We start from the raw sequence: 13,608 nt of genomic DNA, 5'->3' as shown, positions 1-13,608 counted from the left end.
GGTCAGGCCGCCGGGAGCCCCAGGAGGTCCCGCGCGACGGTCCCAGGGGACTCGTCGCGCTCCCGCGCGAGGGCGATGACGGCCCGGCACGCCAGCTCGTTCACCCCGAACGACAGGGCCTCCGGCGAGACCCACCCCGCGGCTTCGTCGATGCGCTCCTGGTCGTCCTCCGCGCAGGCCGAGACGTATGCCGCGGCGGCTTCGAACAGATTGTGCGTGCGCCTGTCCCCATCGGCGTTCGGATCCCTGTGCCATACATCCAGAACCCTGCCCCAGGACTGTCGGACCCAGCCGAACATGCTGACCACCTTCCCCCAGTGCGGTTGCCATTGTCGATCGCCCATGTCCTGCTGTTCAACGTAGAGTTGGAGCCACGGCGACAGAAGGGCAACGGCGCGGTCAACACGGGTACCCGTCCGGGTCCCCGCACTCCGTCAGCCGTCGAGGGCGGTGATCGTCTCCCGCAGCCAGCCGAGTTCGGCCCGCGAGGTGGCGCGCGCGATGGTGAGGATGCCGCGCCGGAAGGGGTCCTCGAGCTCCTCGGCGCTCAGCGGCCGGTCGCCGTCGTAGAAGAAGCTGGCGGGCTCCTCCAGGAACGCGAGACGGCGCCGCAGTACGGCTGTCTGGGCGGCCGGGTCGTCCAGGTGCCGCAGGAAGGCCAGCACCGTGAACCAGCGGTTCTCGTCGGTGATGTCGCGCTGGACCGGCTCGGCGAGCCGCCGCCGCAGTTCCGTCCTGCCCTCCTCGGTGAGCGTCAGGACGTGGCGGGGGGCGGCGACCGCGCCGGGCTCCGTGGCGCGTTCCAGCAGGCCCGCCTTCTCCAGGCGCTTGATCGCCGGATAGAGCGTGCTCTCGGCGATCGGGCGGACGTGCCCGGTGAGCGCGGTGATCCGCTTGCGCAGCTCATAGCCGTGCAGGGGGGCGTCGTAGAGGAAGCCGAGGATGGCGAGTTCCAGCATGGCCACATCTTCGCGCAATCGCGCGGTGCATGCATCGTTATGGGAATACATTGTCATGGGAGTACATCGGAGGCGATGTATCCTCCTGGGAGGTGATGTCGGAGGGGGAAGGGTGACGCGATGAGGCAGGCCGAGTTCGATGGCAAGGGGAGTCACATCAGGTGGACGGAGGCGCCGGGTGAGGAACCCGTGCGTGTGTATGTGCACGGCCTGGGGTCGATGTCGTCCGTGTATCACGCGCACATCGCGGCAAGGCCCGAACTCGCGGGCCGACGCAGTCTGTTCGTCGACCTGCCGGGGCACGGCATCAGCGACCGGCCCGAGCGCTTCGGCTATTCGCTTGAGGAGAACGCCGATGCCATGGCCGCCGTACTGGACACGGCGGGGCTGACCGGTGCCGAGCTGATCGCGCACAGCATGGGCGGTGCCGTCGCCCTCGTGCTCGCGCACCGCCGCCCCGACCTGGTCTCCCGGCTGGTCCTGACGGAGGCCAACCTCGACGCCTTCCCGCCGCCCGCCGCGGGCAGCAGCGGAATCGCCTCCTATGCGGAGGACGACTTCGTCGACGGCGGCCACGCCCGCGTGCTGGAGCACGTCGGACCACTGTGGGCGGCCACGATGCGGCTGGCGGACCCGCGCGCCCTGCACCGCAGCGCCGTCGGGCTGATCCGTGGATCGCGGCCCATGATGCGCGAGATCCTTGAGAGCCTGCCGGTCGACCGGGTTTATCTCCAGGGCGAACTCAGTGGCGAACTGGCGGGAAGGCAGGCGCTGGAGGCGGCGGGCGTGCGCGTGGTGACGGTGCCGGGCGCCGGCCACAACGTCATGTTCGACAACACGGACGCCTTCGTGGCCGCGGTCGCCGGGTGAGGGCTCAGCCCTCCCGTACGGCCAGCGCCAGGAAGCGGGCGTCCTCGTCGACGTACGACGTCATGCGCCAGCCGGAACCGGCCAGCAGCGGGCGGAGGTTGGGCTCCGCCCGCAGATCCTCCGGCGTGATCCGGCGCCCTTGACGCGCCGCGAGTGCCGCCCTGCCGATCGGGTGGAACAGCGCCAGTGTGCCGCCGGGGCGCACCACACGGGCCAACTCCCGCAGATTCCGACCGGGTTCGGGCAGATGGGCGATGAGGCCCGCACCGAACACCGCGTCGAGCGACTCCGACCGCAGCGGCAGCTCGGCCACGTCGGCGAGCAGCAACTGCCCCTCCCGGTGCCGTCCCGCCCGTACGGCGGCCTCCAGCATGGCCGGGGTCAGATCGGCCCCGAAGACCACTCCCGAGGAGCCCACGGCGGCACGCAGGGGCGGCAGGGCCCGCCCGGTGCCGCAGCCGGCGTCGAGCACCCGGTCACCCTCGCGCAGCCCGAGATCGGCGACCGCGGCCGCGTAGGCGGGACCGTCGTCGGGGAAGCGGGCGTCCCAGTCGGCGGCGCGAGTGGTGAAGAACTCCTGGACATCTGTGTGGTCGTCGCTCATGTTCGGCATGATCTCGCACCTGCGGGAGTGACGCGCTCACCGACAGGGGGGACGCCGCTGCGCGCATGTTCGCGCGGGAGGCGATCGTTCAGGGAGTCATCCGTGTCATATTCCAACACCTTTCGAAATGCGCCCCCGTTGTGCGCCCCTGCCCCGACTAGCGTCCCGGGGTCATGGGACACCTGGACCACGCAGCCCTGGGGTGGCTGACCCCCGCGCTGTCGTACGTGATGGCCTGTATCGGCGCCGCACTGGGTCTGCGCTGCACCGTCCGCGCGCTCGCCGCCACCGGCCGCTCGCGCCGCAACTGGCTCGTCACCGCCGCCTCGGCCATCGGAACCGGCATCTGGACCATGCACTTCGTGGCCATGCTGGGCTTCAGCGTCAGCGGCACCGACATCCGCTATGACGTGCCGCTCACCATCGCCAGCCTGCTCGTCGCGATGGCCGTCGTCTGCGCCGGGGTCTTCGCCGTCGGGTACGGCCGCGACCGCACCCGCGCGCTCTTCCTGGGCGGACTCACCACCGGGCTCGGCGTGGCCAGCATGCACTACCTGGGCATGGCGGCCGTGCGCCTGCACGGCCAGGTGGACTACGACCCGGTCCGCGTCGGACTCTCGGTGCTGATCGCCGTCGTCGCCGCGACGGCGGCACTCTGGGCGGCGCTCAACATCAGGTCGCCCGTCGCTGTCACCGTCGCCTCCCTGATCATGGGCGCGGCCGTGAGCAGCATGCACTACACCGGGATGTTCGCGGTCAGTGTGCGGGTCGCACCGGGCGGCGACGTCCTGCCCGGGGCCACGGCGATGCAGTTCATCTTCCCCCTCGCCGTCGGCCTCGGGTCCTATCTCTTCCTGACCTCGGCCTTCGTCGCCCTGTCCCCGACGACGGGCGAGCGCGAGGCCTCCGCCTCCGCACAGCGGCCGGTCGAGAGCGCCGCCCGCTAGCCGCGGGCCCGCCCCGGCGAACCACTTCCGAGCGAGGAGGCCATGCGTACACCCCGTAGGACCACCGCCCCCGGCGCTGAGACGGCGCCCGCACCGCCCGTGCGCGGCCGCCGCGCGCACGCCGGACCGCCCGCCGACGAAGGCCGGGACGAGCCCGCGAGCGCCGGGCCGGAGGACCCGCCCGCGCGGGCAGGACACTGGCGGATACGCCCGCGCACCGTCCGCGCCAAGATCGTCTGTCTGCTGATGGTGCCGGTGGTCTCCCTGCTGGCACTGTGGGCCTACGCCACCGTCACCACCGCGCAGGACGTCTCCCGGCTCCGGCAGGTGCAGCGCGTCGACGCCGAGATCCGGGGCCCTGTCGCGAACGCCGTCGCCGCCCTCCAGGCCGAGCGCGCGACCGCGATCCGGCTCGCCACCGACCCCTCCGCCGCACCCGGCGCCGACTACAAGAAGCTGACCGAACGCACCGACGCGGCCGTGGCCGAACTCCGGCTCGGCGACCGCAGCACCGTCGCCGACGCCGAGGAACTGCCGGCCGGAGTGGCGAGGCGGCTGGAGGTGTTCGTCTCCGGCGCCGAGCGGCTCGGCTCGCTCCGGTCGGCCGTGCTCGACCACAGGGCGGGCTGGGACCAGACCTACGAGCGGTACACGAAGACCATTGCGGCGGCCTTCTCCGTGGGCGGCGCGCTCACCGGCATCCAGGACGCAGACCTCGGCTCCGACGCGCGCGTGCTGCTCGAGTTCTCCCGCGCGGAGGAGGCGTTGGCCCAGGAGGACGCCGTGCTGGTCGGCGCCCGCCTGGCCGGGCGGCTCGACGGCGAGCGGCTGCGGCTGTTCACCGGAGCCGTCGAGACCCGCCGTGCGCTCACCGAAGGGGCCGTCGCCGACCTGCGCGGCCCCGAGCGCACCGCCTGGCACAAGCTCGCCGCAGGCGGCGACTACGCGGCCGTCGGCGCTGCGGAGGACGCGGTGCTGGCCGCGGCACCGGGGGCGCGCGCCGTGCACGCGGCACCGCAGGCCGTCTGGGACCGGTCCTTCGCGCGCGTGCAGGACGAGATGCGCACCATCGAGGCCGACGCGGGACGCGGCGTCGCCGACCGCGCCGACCCGTTCACCCGCGGACTGCTCACCCCGGCGGGCGCCGCCGTCCTGTTCGGCCTCGCCGCCGTCGCCGCCTCGCTGGTGATCTCCGTCCGCATCGGCCGCGGCCTCGTCGTCGAACTGGTCAGCCTGCGCAACAGCGCGCTGGAGATCGCCCGCCGCAAACTCCCCGAGGCGATGCGGAAACTGCGCGCCGGGGAGGAGATCGACATCCGCGCGGAGGCGCCGCCCGGCGAGCCCGCGGAGGACGAGGCCGGACAGGTGGCCGAAGCGCTGGGCACCGTGCACCGCGCCGCCCTGCGCGCCGCCGTGGAGCGCGCCGAGCTCGCCAGCGGCATCTCCGGGGTCTTCGTCAACCTCGCCCGCCGCAGCCAGGTCCTGGTGCACCGTCAGCTCAGCCTGCTGGACAGCATGGAGCGCCGTTCCGACGATCCGAACGAGCTGAGTGACCTGTTCCGGCTCGACCACCTCACCACCCGGATGCGCCGCCACGCGGAGAGCCTGATCATCCTCTCCGGCGCGGCGCCGGGACGCGCCTGGCGGATGCCGGTCTCCCTGACCAATGTGGTCCGCGCGGCCGTCTCCGAGGTCGAGGACTACGCGCGCGTGGAGGTGCGGCAGCTGCCCGAGGCGGCCGTCATCGGCACCGCCGTCGCCGACCTCACCCACCTGCTGGCCGAACTCGTCGAGAACGCCGCTCAGTTCTCACCGCCCCACACGCGCGTGCGCATCACCGGCGAACCCGTCGGCAACGGCTACGCCGTCGAGGTCGAGGACCGGGGGCTCGGCATGGGCAAGGAGACCCTCGCCGAGGCCAACCGCCGTATCGAACAGTCCGAGGCGCTCGACCTGTTCGACAGCGACCGGCTCGGGCTGTTCGTGGTCAGCAGGCTCGCCGCCCGGCACGGCATCAAGGTGCACCTGCGCACCTCGCCCTACGGCGGCACGACCGCGGTCGTCCTGCTGCCCACGGCCCTGCTGCACGGAGGCGCGGCGGAACGTTCCCCCCGCAAGGCCGCCGAGGCACCCCAGCCCACCGAACGCGCGTACGCGCGCGTGCCCGGCGGCGCCGCGCACCAGGAGCCGGTCGAGGCACCGGCCGACCGGCCCGCGCTGGCCGCCTCCGCGTCCGTGGCCGCGCAGACCACCACCGATCCACCGCCCCCCGGAGTCACCGCCTTGCGCCTGCACCGCCCCCCGGAAGACTCCGACGGCTCCGACGACCTCCCGCGCCGCGTCCGACAGGCGAACCTCGCTCCCCAACTGCGCCAGCCGCAGGGCGAGGAGCCCACGCCGACGTCATCCACCGGGGGCGACGACCGGCGCACACCCGAACTCGTACGGGACCGCATGGCGGCCTACCGCGACGGCTGGGCGCGGGGCGGCGGGCGGCAACCCGGGCGCGGTGCCGCCCCGGATTCCACAGTGCGCAGCGACAGCAGCGAAGGAGACCCCGAATGATCCAGGACCCCGGCATGAGGGCCGCCCAGCGGTCCGGCGAACTCGACTGGCTGCTGGACGATCTGGTGCTGCGCGTGCACGAGGTGCGCCACGCGGTGGTGCTCTCCAACGACGGGCTGGCCGTGGGCGCGTCGAGCGACCTCCGCCGCGAGGACGCCGAGCACCTCGCGGCGGTCGCCTCCGGCTTCCACAGCCTGGCCAAGGGTGCGGGCCGTCACTTCGGCGCCGGTGGGGTGCGCCAGACCATGGTGGAGATGGACGACGGCTTCCTGTTCGTGGCCGCCGCGGGCGACGGCTCCTGCCTCGCCGTACTCACCGCCGTCACCGCCGACATCGGCCTCGTGGCGTACGAGATGGCGCGTCTGGTGAAACGTGTCGGCGAGCACCTCTACGCCGCGCCGCGCGTCGCAGCGCGGCCGCCCGCCGCGGGCTGAGGCGAGAAGGCGGTCCCCACACATGACCGAAGACCAGAAGGGCGGCCCGCGCGAGCAGGGCAGCCAGTGGTACGACCACGAGGCCGGACCGCTCGTCCGCCCGTACGCCATGACGGGTGGCCGCACCAAGCCGGGTCCCACCGGAGTCCGGTTCGATCTGATCGCGCTCGTCACCCTGGACGCGGGCGCTCCGGGCGTCGACGACGACACCGCGCTCGGACCGGAACACCGTGCGCTGATCGAACTGTGCAGGCCGGAGACCCAGTCGGTCGCGGAACTCGCCGCGGGCGCCGACCTGCCGGTCGGTGTCGTCCGGGTGCTCCTCGGTGACCTGCTGGAGCTGGGCTGCGTCACCGTCAGCCGCCCGGTGCCGCCCGCGCAGCTCCCTGACGAACGCATTCTGCGCGAAGTGATCGAAGGGTTGCGGGCGTTGTAGATGACAGTTCAGAACCAGGCAAAAAGCGGTCGAACCCTTCGGGAAGAGGGCGGAGTTGTCATGATGCTGACTTCGCACACACGCACCGAAGCCGCACACACACGTTCCGTGAGCAGGCGGCACACTCCTGACGACGTCGACCGTTGCCGGCACTCCCGAGAGAAGTGATCGATGGTCTCCGAGCACTCCGACGACCCGGGCGGCGAGACGGCCGCCCTGGCGTTGAAGATCCTTGTCGCCGGCGGTTTCGGCGTGGGCAAGACCACCCTGGTGGGCGCGGTCAGTGAGATCAGGCCGCTGCGCACCGAGGAGCTGCTCAGCGAGGCCGGTCAGTGGGTGGACGACACCGACGGCGTGGACCAGAAGGTCACCACGACCGTGGCCATGGACTTCGGGCGGATCACCATCCGCTCCGGCCTCTCGCTCTATCTGTTCGGCACGCCAGGCCAGGACCGCTTCTGGTTCCTGTGGGACGAGCTCTCCCAAGGCGCCCTGGGCGCGGTCGTCCTCGCCGACACCCGGCGCCTGGAGGACTGCTTCCCCGCCGTGGACTACTTCGAGCACCGGCACATCCCCTTCGTGGTGGCCGTCAACTGCTTCCCGGGCGCCCGCTCCTACGGCGCCCATGACGTCTCACGCGCCCTCGATCTCGACCAGGGAACGCCCGTGGTGCTCTGCGACGCCCGCGACCGCGACTCGGGAAAGGAGGTGCTCATCCGGCTCGTCGAGTACGCCGGGCGGATGCACACCGCCCGGCTCCTCGACTCGGTGAGCTGAACCGGCCTGGGCCACGACACCTTGACGCGCCACGGCCTCGCCGGAGGCGGGCTTCCGCCGTTCCGTGTCGGTCATCTTCCGTGCCGTGCCCCCAGCCTCCTTGCCCCGGGCCCGACTTGTCCGGAAGGCTGGCGAGCGGATACTCCCTCGGCCAGGGGGAGGCGCGTCGTACGGGGAGACGGGACATGACGCAGAATCAGGGACTTGGCTGGCTGTTGGACGATCTGACCGAGCGGGTGGAGCATGTGCGGCATGCGCTGGTCCTGTCCAACGACGGGCTGGTGACGGGCGCGAGCACAGGACTGCGCCGGGAGGACGCGGAACACCTGGCCGCGGTCTCCTCCGGGCTGCACAGCCTCGCCAAGGGCTCGGGGCACCACTTCGGCGCGGGCAGAGTGCGCCAGACGATGGTCGAGTTCGACGACGCCGTCCTGTTCGTGACCGCCGCGGGCACCGGCAGCTGCCTGTGCGTCCTCAGCGGTGCGGAGGCCGACATCGGCCAGATCGCCTACGAGATGACCCTGCTCGTCAACCGGGTCGGCGAGCACCTCGCGGTGGATGCGCGCAAACCCGAGCGGGATTCGATCACGGACCTCTGACCTGCGTCTTCTCGCTTCCCCGTGGAGTTATCCACAGGCTCCCCGCGATCTTCGCCGGATTGGCTACCGTTCTGTCACGGCGAACGCACACAGCGTGAGCATCCGACTCCACGGGGGAGACCATGACAGGCGACACCATCACCCAGCCACGCGGCGCCTCCTGCACACCCGGCCACGCCGCGCGGGAACTGGGTCTGAAACGGCGCGAGTTCGACCTCGCCGTCCACCTCGGGCACATCCGGACCGTGCCCGACGAAGGAGGAGGCGGCCACCGCCGCGTCACTCGCCTGGAGATCGAGCGGGTGCGGGCCTCGAAGGGCTTCCCCGACACACTGCTCGAACGCGTGCGGACCGTCGGCACCACCGAAGGAGCGGCCGTGATGGAGGTGCCGCCCGGCCGCTTCACCCGTCTCGCCCGCCTGGGCCTGGTGGTGCCCGTGGCCTTCTACCTCAACCGCTACCGGGCCGTGGTCTGGATGTACCTGGCCGAGGAGCTACGGCAGTTCGCGTCCGACGAGAAGAACACCCCTCTGCTGAAGGCGCGCACCCCCGAGGGAATGCGCGATCAGCTCGACGCCGGCCTGGACCTGCGGCCCCGCAACTGGCGCGGACGCCGGCTGGGGTTCCTGCTGCGCCAGAGCGACGATCCGTGGCAGCAGGCCGGAGCCCTGGCTGCCTTCCTCGACCCGGTGCAGATCGCGGAGATCGTCCCCGACCCCTACGAACGCTCCCACTTGAACCGCTTCCGGCCCGGACCGCCCGTGCACGGAGCGCCGGGCTCGCCGGCCGCCCGCCGGTGCGAGCAGATCATGACGGCGGACGACGCGGACGAGACCGGCTGGCTGCGGGCCGACCTCACGCGGGCGGTCGAGGAGGCACGCGCACACCGGCCCGCACCACGCCCCGCCACCCATGCGCATCCCACTGCGCCGGTTCACCCCGCCACCCCGGCGCCGCCCGCCGCGCCGACCCCGGAATCCGACGAACACCGGCCATCGCACCGCCTGTTCGGCTGGCTGCGCCGCAGAAGCGGCTGATCTACAGCGCCCGGAACAGCCCCTCCTGGACCACGGACACCAGCAGTCGTCCCTGGAGGTCGTAGATCCGCCCACGGGCCAGCCCACGCCCACCCGTGGCGATCGGAGACTCCTGGTCGTACAGGAACCACTCGTCCGCGCGGAACGGCCGGTGGAACCACATCGCGTGGTCCAGCGACGCCATGTCGAAGCCCCGCGGACCCCACAGGGGCTCGACGGGGATACGCACGGCGTCCAGGAGGGTCATGTCACTGGCGTAGGTCAGCGCGCAGGTGTGCACCCACGGGTCGTCACCGAGCGGCCCGACCGCGCGCATCCACACCGCGCTGCGCGGCTCGGCGTCCTTGATCTCGGCGGGTGTCCAGCGCAACCGGTCCACATAGCGGATGTCGAAGGGCTGGCGGCGCGCCATACGCTCCAACTGCTCAGGCAGCGCGCCCAGATGCTCCCGGATCTCGTCGGTGACCGTCGGCAGCGACTCCGGGTCCGGCACCTCACGGGCGGGCGGCAGCTGGTGCTCGAAGCTCCCTTGCTCAGGTTTGTGAAAGGAGGCGGTGAGATTGAAGATCGTGCGGCCCTGCTGCACCGCGGTGACCCGGCGAGTCGTGAACGACCGCCCGTCCCGCACCCGTTCGACCTGGTACACGATCGGCACGCCCGGGCGGCCCGGGCGCAGGAAGTACGCGTGCAGCGAGTGCACCGGGCGCTCGCCGTCCGTGGTGCGGCCCGCGGCGACCAGGGCCTGGCCGGCCACCTGGCCGCCGAAGACCCTTTGCAGGGACTCGTGCGGGCTGCGCCCGCGGAAGATGTTGACCTCGATCTGCTCCAGGTCGAGCAGGTCGACGAGCCTCTCGGCCGGATTCGTCGTCATGGGTGGGATTCTCCAGTGCTCACAGCTGGCCGACGTCGGTGACCCGGACGACCGCGCGGCCCTCCGCGTCGGAGGCGGCGAGGTCGATCTCCGCGCTGATGCCCCAGTCGTGGTCGCCGTTGGGGTCGTCGAAGATCTGCCGGACGCGCCACAGCCGGTTCGCGGGCTCCTCCTCGATCACCAACAGCTTCGGGCCGCGGGCGTTGGGACCGGTGCCGAGGTCGTCGTACTCGTCCCAGTACTTGTCCATGGCCTCACCCCAGGCGTCCGCGTCCCAGCCGGCGTCGGCGTCCATCTCGCCCAGTTCCCCGACCTGGTCGAGGGCGGCGAGCTCGACCCGGCGGAAGAGGGCGTTGCGGACCAGGACGCGGAAGGCGCGCGCGTTGGTGGTGACCGGCTTGACCTCGTCGGCCTTCTCCTGGGCCTCCTCGGCGGTCATCTCCTCCGGGTTGGCGAGCTGCTCCCACTCGTCCAGCAGACTGGAGTCGACCTGGCGGACCATCTCGCCCAGCCACTCGATCAGATCCTGGAGATCCTCGGACTTCAGATCGTCCGGGATGTTGTGGTCCAGGGTCTTGTAGGCGCTGGCCAGGTAGCGCAGCACAATGCCCTCGGTGCGGGCCAGCTCGTAGAACGACACCAACTCCGTGAAGGACATCGCCCGTTCGTACATGTCCCGGATCACGGACTTCGGCGACAGCGGATGGTCGCCGACCCAGGGGTGGCTCTTGCGGTAGGTGTTGTACGCGCCGAAGAGCAGCTCCTCCAGCGGCTTGGGGTAGGAGATGTCCTGGAGGCGCTCCATGCGCTCCTCGTACTCCACCCCGTCCGCCTTCATCGCGGCGACGGCCTCGCCCTTGGCCTTGTTCAGCTGGGCGACGAGGATCTGCCGCGGATCGTCCAGAGTGGACTCCACGACGGACACCATGTCCAGGGCGTAGGACGGCGATTCCGGGTCCAGCAGCTCGAACGCGGCCAGCGCGAAGGTGGACAGCGGCTGGTTCAGGGCGAAGTCCTGCTGGAGGTCGACGGTGAGCCGTACGATCCGGCCCTCGGCGTCCGGCTGGTCGAGCTTCTCGACGATGCCGCCGTCCAGCAGCGAGCGGTAGATGGCGATGGCTCGCCGGATGTGCCGCAGCTGCTGCTTGCGCGGCTCGTGGTTGTCCTCCAGCAGATGCCGCATCGCCTCGAAGGCGTTGCCGGGCCGGGCGATCACCGACAGCAGCATGGTGTGCGTGACCCGGAAACGGGACGTCAGCGGCTCCGGCTCGGAGGCGATGAGCTTCTCGAAGGTGTTCTCCGTCCACCCGACGAAGCCCTCGGGCGCCTTCTTCCGGACGACCTTGCGCCGCTTCTTGGGGTCGTCGCCCGCCTTCGCGAGCGCCTTCTCGTTCTCGATGACGTGCTCGGGCCCCTGCGCGACGACGAAGCCCGCCGTGTCGAACCCCGCCCGCCCGGCGCGGCCCGCGATCTGGTGGAACTCACGGGCCCGCAGCGTGCGGACCCGGCTGCCGTCGTACTTGGTCAGCGCCGTGAACAGCACCGTGCGGATGGGGACGTTGACGCCCACGCCCAGGGTGTCGGTGCCGCAGATGACCTTCAGCAGACCGGCCTGCGCGAGCTTCTCCACCAGGCGGCGGTACTTGGGCAGCATGCCCGCGTGATGGACGCCGATGCCGTGCCGCACGTAGCGGGAGAGGTTGCGGCCGAACTTGGTGGTGAAACGGAAGTTGCCGATCAGCTCGGCGATCTGGTCCTTCTCCTCGCGCGAGCACATGTTGATGCTCATCAGCGCCTGCGCCCGCTCCACGGCCTGCGCCTGCGTGAAGTGCACGATGTACACCGGCGCCTGCTTGGTCTCCAGCAGCTCGGTCAGCGTCTCGGTGAGCGGGGTGAGGCGGTACTCGTAGGAGAGCGGCACCGGGCGGGTCGCCGAGCGGACCACGGCCGTCGGGCGGCCGGTACGCCGGGTCAGGTCCTGCTCGAACATCGAGACATCGCCGAGCGTCGCCGACATCAGCACGAACTGCGCCTGGGGCAGTTCGAGGATCGGGATCTGCCAGGCCCAGCCGCGGTCCCCCTCCGCGTAGAAGTGGAACTCGTCCATGACGACCTGGCCGACGTCGGCGTGCTTGCCGTCGCGCAGCGCGATCGAGGCGAGGACCTCGGCGGTGCAGCAGATGACGGGGGCGTCCGCGTTGACGGAGGCGTCGCCGGTGAGCATGCCGACGTTCTCGGTGCCGAACAGCTTGCACAGTTCGAAGAACTTCTCCGACACCAGTGCCTTGATCGGAGCGGTGTAGAAGGTGACCTCGTCACGGGCAAGCGCGGCGAAGTGCGCACCCGCGGCGATCATGCTCTTGCCGGACCCGGTGGGCGTCGACACGATCACGTTCGCGCCGGAGACCACCTCGATCAGCGCCTCCTCCTGGTGGGGGTAGAGAGTCAGACCGCGTTCCTCGGCCCACGACTCGAAGGCTTCGTAGAGGGCGTCTGGGTCGGCGGTCGGCGGCAGCTGATCGATGAGGGTCACCCACCCATCTTGCCTGCCGACCGGCCTGACAGGGGAATCGGCTGCCGGTCAGAAGATCGCGAACGCTACGCTGTGTCGCCGACAACACGTCAGCGCACACCGTCAACTGGACAGCGGCACACGAGGAATAGGGCGGGCAACGGCCATGATGGGACCAGCACACTCACTGTCGGGCGCCGCGGCCTGGCTCGGCGTCGGGGCGGCGGCCGCAGCGGCCGGACGTCCGATGCCCTGGCCCGTCGTCCTGGTCGGCGCGCTGATCTGCGCCGGAGCGGCACTGGCCCCGGACCTCGACCACAAGGCCGCCACCATCTCGCGGGCCTTCGGACCGCTTTCGCGCGGGCTGTGCGAGATCGTCGACAAGCTCTCCTACGCCGTCTACAAGGCCACCAAGAAGCAGGGCGACCCGCGCCGCTCCGGCGGTCACCGAACGCTCACGCACACCTGGCTGTGGGCCGTCCTGATCGGGGCGGGCGCCTCGGTACTGGCGATCACCGGGGGCCGCTGGGCAGTACTGGGCATCCTCTTCGCGCACATGGTGCTGGCCATCGAGGGCCTGCTGTGGCGGGCGGCGCGCGGGTCCAGCAGCGACGTCCTGGTCTGGCTGCTGGCAGCGACCAGCGCCTGGATCCTGGCCGGGGTGCTGGACAAGCCGGGCAACGGTGCGGACTGGCTGTTCACGGAGCCGGGCCAGGAGTACCTGTGGCTGGGGCTGCCGATCGTGCTGGGCGCGCTGGTGCACGACATAGGGGACTCGCTGACGGTGTCGGGCTGCCCGATCCTGTGGCCCATCCCGGTGGGCCGCAAGCGCTGGTACCCGATCGGCCCGCCGAAGGCCATGCGGTTCCGGGCCGGCAGCTGGGTGGAGCTGAAGGTGCTCATGCCGGTGTTCATGCTGCTCGGCGGAGTGGGCTGCGCGGCGGCGCTCAACGTCATCTGAGCGGCAGCGGCAACGGCGGCGTCAGCGCCAGCGGCG

14 protein-coding genes are annotated in these 13,608 nt (G+C 71.3%); 9 read left to right on the top strand and 5 right to left on the bottom strand.

What is annotated here, in order from left to right:
- Positions 1-2 precede the first annotated feature (2 nt).
- Together STRCI_RS05075 and STRCI_RS05070 are read right to left on the bottom strand one after the other, a co-directional pair.
- A complete protein-coding gene (locus STRCI_RS05075; protein ID WP_269657622.1) occupies positions 3-299 on the bottom strand; it encodes a hypothetical protein in 297 nt (98 codons plus the stop codon).
- A gap of 135 nt (positions 300-434) precedes the next feature.
- Complete coding sequence (locus STRCI_RS05070; protein ID WP_269657621.1) at positions 435-959, bottom strand: PadR family transcriptional regulator; 525 nt, start codon at positions 957-959, stop codon at positions 435-437.
- Positions 960-1,079: 120 nt separating this feature from the next.
- Here STRCI_RS05070 and STRCI_RS05065 point away from each other — a divergent pair, with 120 nt between their 5' ends.
- Positions 1,080-1,829: an alpha/beta fold hydrolase gene (locus tag STRCI_RS05065; protein ID WP_269657620.1), complete on the top strand. Its 750-nt coding sequence runs from the start codon at positions 1,080-1,082 to the stop codon at positions 1,827-1,829.
- A gap of 4 nt (positions 1,830-1,833) precedes the next feature.
- Here the strand turns inward: STRCI_RS05065 and STRCI_RS05060 are convergent, their stop codons facing one another.
- Positions 1,834-2,433, bottom strand: a complete 600-nt coding sequence (locus STRCI_RS05060; RefSeq protein ID WP_269657619.1) for a class I SAM-dependent methyltransferase — start codon at positions 2,431-2,433, stop codon at positions 1,834-1,836.
- Positions 2,434-2,606: 173 nt separating this feature from the next.
- On the opposite strand from STRCI_RS05060, the gene STRCI_RS05055 reads away from it, so the two are divergent.
- The 7 genes from STRCI_RS05055 to STRCI_RS05025 all read left to right on the top strand — a co-directional run bounded on the left by STRCI_RS05055 (position 2,607) and on the right by STRCI_RS05025 (position 9,228).
- On the top strand, positions 2,607-3,380 hold the full coding sequence (locus tag STRCI_RS05055) for an MHYT domain-containing protein (protein ID WP_269657618.1): 774 nt from the start codon (positions 2,607-2,609) through the stop codon (positions 3,378-3,380).
- Between the two features lie 42 nt (positions 3,381-3,422).
- A complete protein-coding gene (locus tag STRCI_RS05050) occupies positions 3,423-5,945 on the top strand; it encodes a sensor histidine kinase (protein ID WP_269657617.1) in 2,523 nt (840 codons plus the stop codon).
- Entirely contained in the window at positions 5,942-6,379 is a 438-nt protein-coding gene (locus STRCI_RS05045; RefSeq protein ID WP_269657616.1) for a roadblock/LC7 domain-containing protein, read from the top strand. The genes STRCI_RS05050 and STRCI_RS05045 overlap by 4 nt, the downstream gene beginning before the upstream one ends.
- A gap of 22 nt (positions 6,380-6,401) precedes the next feature.
- Complete coding sequence (locus STRCI_RS05040; RefSeq protein WP_269657615.1) at positions 6,402-6,815, top strand: DUF742 domain-containing protein; 414 nt, start codon at positions 6,402-6,404, stop codon at positions 6,813-6,815.
- A gap of 171 nt (positions 6,816-6,986) precedes the next feature.
- Positions 6,987-7,592, top strand: coding sequence for a GTP-binding protein (locus STRCI_RS05035; RefSeq protein WP_269657614.1), 606 nt, complete (start codon positions 6,987-6,989; stop codon positions 7,590-7,592).
- A gap of 185 nt (positions 7,593-7,777) precedes the next feature.
- Complete coding sequence (locus STRCI_RS05030; RefSeq protein WP_269657613.1) at positions 7,778-8,191, top strand: roadblock/LC7 domain-containing protein; 414 nt, start codon at positions 7,778-7,780, stop codon at positions 8,189-8,191.
- A gap of 122 nt (positions 8,192-8,313) precedes the next feature.
- On the top strand, positions 8,314-9,228 hold the full coding sequence (locus tag STRCI_RS05025; protein ID WP_269657612.1) for a DUF6397 family protein: 915 nt from the start codon (positions 8,314-8,316) through the stop codon (positions 9,226-9,228).
- A 1-nt stretch (position 9,229) separates the two neighbouring features.
- Here STRCI_RS05025 and STRCI_RS05020 read toward each other — a convergent pair whose 3' ends face one another.
- Positions 9,230-10,099 (bottom strand): acyl-CoA thioesterase, encoded by an 870-nt coding sequence (locus STRCI_RS05020; RefSeq protein WP_269657611.1) that lies wholly within the window; start codon positions 10,097-10,099, stop codon positions 9,230-9,232.
- A 19-nt stretch (positions 10,100-10,118) separates the two neighbouring features.
- The gene (locus tag STRCI_RS05015) at positions 10,119-12,632 is read right to left on the bottom strand and encodes a DEAD/DEAH box helicase (protein WP_269657610.1); all 2,514 of its coding nucleotides are present in this window, start codon (positions 12,630-12,632) and stop codon (positions 10,119-10,121) included.
- 145 nt (positions 12,633-12,777) lie between these two features.
- On the opposite strand from STRCI_RS05015, the gene STRCI_RS05010 reads away from it, so the two are divergent.
- Entirely contained in the window at positions 12,778-13,572 is a 795-nt protein-coding gene (locus tag STRCI_RS05010) for a metal-dependent hydrolase (RefSeq protein ID WP_269657609.1), read from the top strand.
- Positions 13,573-13,608: the final 36 nt, after the last annotated feature.

The organism is Streptomyces cinnabarinus (genome assembly GCF_027270315.1).
Lineage (GTDB): Bacteria > Actinomycetota > Actinomycetes > Streptomycetales > Streptomycetaceae > Streptomyces > Streptomyces cinnabarinus.
Note: the sequence above shows the minus strand (reverse complement) of the source record. Positions and strands in the feature narration are given on the sequence as shown.

Bases quoted from the DNA above. Each gene is read 5' to 3' on its own strand.
- STRCI_RS05075 (WP_269657622.1), bottom strand. From the start codon at position 299: ATGTTCGGCTGGGTCCGACAGTCCTGGGGCAGGGTTCTGGATGTATGG.
- STRCI_RS05070 (WP_269657621.1), bottom strand. From the start codon at position 959: ATGCTGGAACTCGCCATCCTCGGCTTCCTCTACGACGCCCCCCTGCAC.
- STRCI_RS05065 (WP_269657620.1), top strand. From the start codon at position 1,080: ATGAGGCAGGCCGAGTTCGATGGCAAGGGGAGTCACATCAGGTGGACG.
- STRCI_RS05060 (WP_269657619.1), bottom strand. From the start codon at position 2,433: ATGAGCGACGACCACACAGATGTCCAGGAGTTCTTCACCACTCGCGCC.
- STRCI_RS05055 (WP_269657618.1), top strand. From the start codon at position 2,607: ATGGGACACCTGGACCACGCAGCCCTGGGGTGGCTGACCCCCGCGCTG.
- STRCI_RS05050 (WP_269657617.1), top strand. From the start codon at position 3,423: ATGCGTACACCCCGTAGGACCACCGCCCCCGGCGCTGAGACGGCGCCC.
- STRCI_RS05045 (WP_269657616.1), top strand. From the start codon at position 5,942: ATGATCCAGGACCCCGGCATGAGGGCCGCCCAGCGGTCCGGCGAACTC.
- STRCI_RS05040 (WP_269657615.1), top strand. From the start codon at position 6,402: ATGACCGAAGACCAGAAGGGCGGCCCGCGCGAGCAGGGCAGCCAGTGG.
- STRCI_RS05035 (WP_269657614.1), top strand. From the start codon at position 6,987: ATGGTCTCCGAGCACTCCGACGACCCGGGCGGCGAGACGGCCGCCCTG.
- STRCI_RS05030 (WP_269657613.1), top strand. From the start codon at position 7,778: ATGACGCAGAATCAGGGACTTGGCTGGCTGTTGGACGATCTGACCGAG.
- STRCI_RS05025 (WP_269657612.1), top strand. From the start codon at position 8,314: ATGACAGGCGACACCATCACCCAGCCACGCGGCGCCTCCTGCACACCC.
- STRCI_RS05020 (WP_269657611.1), bottom strand. From the start codon at position 10,099: ATGACGACGAATCCGGCCGAGAGGCTCGTCGACCTGCTCGACCTGGAG.
- STRCI_RS05010 (WP_269657609.1), top strand. From the start codon at position 12,778: ATGATGGGACCAGCACACTCACTGTCGGGCGCCGCGGCCTGGCTCGGC.